This window comes from Cupriavidus sp. 8B (assembly GCF_054589115.1).
On sequence record NZ_BAAILO010000524.1, the window covers coordinates 1 to 278 of the forward strand.

At 51.4% G+C, this 278-nt stretch carries 1 rRNA gene; it reads right to left on the reverse strand.

Features of this window, described 5'->3' with window-relative positions:
- Window positions 1-278 (reverse strand): 23S ribosomal RNA (locus tag ACYP5B_RS46130); the annotation flags it as partial.

Here is a 278-nt window from a genome sequence, read left to right on the forward strand (position 1 = left end):
TATTCGGACTCGCTTTCGCTACGCCTTCCCTAATCGGTTAAGCTTGCCACTGAATGTAAGTCGCTGACCCATTATACAAAAGGTACGCCGTCACCCCGCTTTAAGCGCGCCACGATCTATTTCACCGTGTTGGCTTTTGACGATCATCACTGCGTGATAATCGCCGAAAGCGCTTAAAGCGGGGCTCCGACTGTTTGTATGCATGCGGTTTCAGGATCTATTTCACTCCCCTCCCGGGGTTCTTTTCGCCTTTCCCTCACGGTACTGGTTCACTATCG